Origin of the sequence: Bullifex sp. (genome assembly GCF_034103065.1) — a bacterium.
Classification (GTDB): Bacteria; Spirochaetota; Spirochaetia; order Sphaerochaetales; family Sphaerochaetaceae; genus Bullifex.
Genome location: NZ_JAXEGN010000233.1, coordinates 1 through 3,241 on the forward strand (window position 1 = coordinate 1; position 3,241 = coordinate 3,241).

The window sequence follows — 3,241 nt, forward strand, 5'->3', positions numbered from 1 at the left end:
TAGCATTGCCCAAAGGGTTCGAGTGTGAGCTTGAATTCCATCAGGAGCACTAATTAACAGTATTGCTGCATCTAAAACGTTTATAGTCCTTTCCATCTCAGAAACAAGATCAACATGTCCTGGAGTATCTAGAAGAGTAATTTTATCATTTACAATTGCATCCTTTGAAAAGATGGTAATACCACGTTTTCTTTCAATTATGTCAGTGTCTAGAAATGTATTTCTACTATCAACTCTTCCATATTTTCTAATTGCACCACTTTTGAAAAGTATTGCTTCTGAAAGTGTGGTTTTACCCGCGTCTACATGGGCAACTATTCCTGTAATTAAACTCATGTTTTTGATAATATCATATCAAAACTATTGTTTACACCAATGAGTGATTGTATTATTCACTTTATGAAAAAAACACTTATCATTGGTTCTTGTACAGTCGATATAACAGTTTCAATTTCTTCTCTACCTAACTCTGCAGAGTCTGTAAAATCTAATTCTCATATCTATAATCTTGGTGGATGTGCTTATAACGTTGCTAGGGTATTAAACTTATTAGATGTACCACATTTGCAATGTACTACTATTGGGAGTGGTATTTATGGTGAGTTCGTTTTAAAGGAGTTAGAGAAAGAGGGCATTAAGCCATTTCGTTTATCAAATGAACCTCATGGAGCTTGTATATGCCTTGTAGAGAATAATGGGGAGAGATCATTTATCGCTTACCATGGAATAGAATACTCCTTTGATAAATCATATTTAGATGGTGTTTGTTTATCTGATTTTGATAGTGTTTATGTATGTGGACTTGAAATAGAGGACGAAGGTGGAGACCAAATCATTTCTTTCTTAGAAGAAAATAGAAGCTTAAAGCTCTATTTTTCTCCAGGACCAAGATTAAGATTTATTGATAGTAATAAGCTTGATAGAATTTTCGCTCTTAATCCTATTATACACTTAAGCCAAAGTGAGCTATTTGAAATTACAAAGCTTGATAATTTTGATTTAGCTTTAAAGCGCCTTTATGAAAGAACACAAAATGATATCATTATTACCTTAGGAAGTAAGGGTGCAGTTGTATATATAGGAAAAGAGATAATATTTAAGGAAGCTTTTATTTCTAATGTAGTGGATACAACTGGAGCAGGAGACTGCCACATAGGTTCATATATTTCATATATCAAAAAGGGCTTTACTAAAGCTGATGCACTACAAAGAGCAAATTACTTAGCATCTAAGGTAGTGTCCCATGAAGGTCCAGCTTTAGTAAAAACAGATTTGTCAGAAGAATGTGATAACTGAATTAAGATTTCTTAGTAGTGCAACTACAGACCAAGCAGCGATATCACTTTTTTCTGACCAAATATCAACTACAGCTTTAAGTCCTTCAGTTTCAACTGTCAGCTTATGGTCATCGCCTGGGAAAGCAGGAACGCTAGTAATCATGGCAGTTGCTTTATCTGGACCAACTGTTGAAAGTGCAGTAGCAATTGCAACATTAACTTTTGTAGGTAATAGAGATATTGCTTCCTTTGTAGTACCTGTAAATACAGTTTCTTCTTTATTCGCTAATTCATCTTTGTACAATGGTGTGTTCTTAAGGGAATTTGGCCCCTTATGTGTGTGGATTCCTGCTTTAATTTCTTTCTTATTTACCTCTGCCATCAATGAGATAGTTGAAAGCACATCAAAACCACCAACAGCACCACTTGGGATGTAGATTTTAGCTTTTCCTTTTTCTGCTGCCTTAATACAGGTTTCTTTAAAATTTTGATCTGCAAATGCACCAATTGAAAGTGGAATAACACTAATTCCATTTAGTAGTGCATTAGGGGTAAATTCTTTTAACAGCTTAATTGAAGCTGTTTCAACTATAAAATCAGGCTTTAAAGCAATTAGTGATAAAATATCTCCACATACTGCTGCATCAACACCACTTAACAAAGCTGTTGCATCATCAACATTTCTTGAGAATGCTCCAATTAATTTATATCCATTTAATAAGCCATTTTTATATGCTTCGGCTACAATATTTCCAAGATGTCCACAACCAACAATTGCAAAAGTTTTCATACTTACTCCTTTTAAGTAATATGACATTTATTAATTTTTAGAGCAATTGGTATATAAGATTAGGTTTGATGTGTCAAATGCATTAAAAAATTATATTTTATATATGTAATTATCGGAATGATTCAAAACTAAGTCTTTGTGTTTATAATAAACAGAGTGTATCCTTAAAATATAATAATTTATGGGGATGAAGATGTACGAAAATATTGAGAAATATATCGATAAACTGATGACAAGTGCTCCTGATATGCCACTTTGGAATATTGAATCAATAAAGCAAGGTAAAAAACCAGCTTGGAACTATATTGATGGATGTATGACTACTTCTCTTTTAGAGATGTATAAGACAACTGGAGAAAAAAAATATCTTGATTTCGTTATCTCCTTTGTAAGTTACTATGTTCATGAGGATGGTTCTATTTTAGGTTATGAGCCAACTAAATACTCAACAGATGATGTTTGTGAAAGTAGAATTTTATTTGATCTTTATCATATAACTGGTAAAGAGAAATATTTAAAGGCAATTGATCTTACATTCTCTCAAGTTAAAAATCATCCAAGAACTAAAGAGGGTAACTTTATCCATAAAGCAATTTATCATGATCAAATTTGGCTTGATGGATTATTTATGATGCAACCATTTTATACTCGCTATCAAAGTGAGTTTGGTAAGAAGGATTACTCAGATATTGTTAAACAATTTTCTAATGTAAGAGCAATAATGTACGATGAAAAAGCAGGTCTTTATTACCATGGTTATGATAGCTCAAGAACTCTTTTCTGGGCTGATAAGAAAACTGGACTAAGTAAGAATTTCTGGCTCAGATCTATTGGTTGGTTCTTAGTTGGACTTGCTGATGTATATGGGTATATCGAAGAAGACCATGTAGAAGATAGAGCTGTAATAAAGGATATCTTTGTTCAGGCAGTTGAAGGCATAATGCGCTATCAAGATGAAAAGACTAAGATGTTCTATCAAGTACCAAATTTCCCTGGTAGAGATGGAAACTACATTGAAACCTCCGGTTCTGCAATGGTTTCATATGCACTATTGAAGGGTGCAAGACTTGGTATGTTAAGTAGTGATTATGCTCAAAAGGGTGCAGAAATCTTCAACGGTATTGTTGAAAACAAGATGAGTGCTGAAAATGGTGATTTAAACCTTAAAGATATT

The 3,241-nt window shown here is 33.2% G+C and carries 4 protein-coding genes; 2 read left to right on the forward strand and 2 right to left on the reverse strand.

Translation table 11 applies throughout. The features are described from left to right. On the reverse strand, positions 1-336 hold a 336-nt coding region (locus SOY52_RS09055), incomplete at its 3' end, for a GTP-binding protein (RefSeq protein ID WP_320848634.1). A 63-nt stretch (positions 337-399) separates the two neighbouring features. Between SOY52_RS09055 and SOY52_RS09060 the strand changes: the two genes are divergently transcribed. After that, positions 400-1,296, forward strand: coding sequence for a carbohydrate kinase family protein (locus tag SOY52_RS09060; protein WP_320848635.1), 897 nt, complete (start codon positions 400-402; stop codon positions 1,294-1,296). Here the strand turns inward: SOY52_RS09060 and SOY52_RS09065 are convergent. Continuing rightward, on the reverse strand, positions 1,276-2,067 hold the full coding sequence (locus tag SOY52_RS09065) for an aspartate dehydrogenase domain-containing protein (RefSeq protein WP_320848636.1): 792 nt from the start codon (positions 2,065-2,067) through the stop codon (positions 1,276-1,278). The two genes, SOY52_RS09060 and SOY52_RS09065, sit on opposite strands and share 21 nt — an antisense overlap. A gap of 193 nt (positions 2,068-2,260) precedes the next feature. Between SOY52_RS09065 and SOY52_RS09070 the strand changes: the two genes are divergently transcribed. Then, positions 2,261-3,241 (forward strand): glycoside hydrolase family 105 protein (locus SOY52_RS09070; protein WP_320848637.1); only part of this gene is annotated, 981 nt, incomplete at its 3' end.

What these genes read in the sequence shown, in the direction of transcription:
- SOY52_RS09060 (WP_320848635.1), top strand. Translation starts at nt 400, where the DNA reads ATGAAAAAAACACTTATCATTGGTTCTTGTACAGTCGATATAACAGTT.
- SOY52_RS09065 (WP_320848636.1), bottom strand. Translation starts at nt 2,067, where the DNA reads ATGAAAACTTTTGCAATTGTTGGTTGTGGACATCTTGGAAATATTGTA.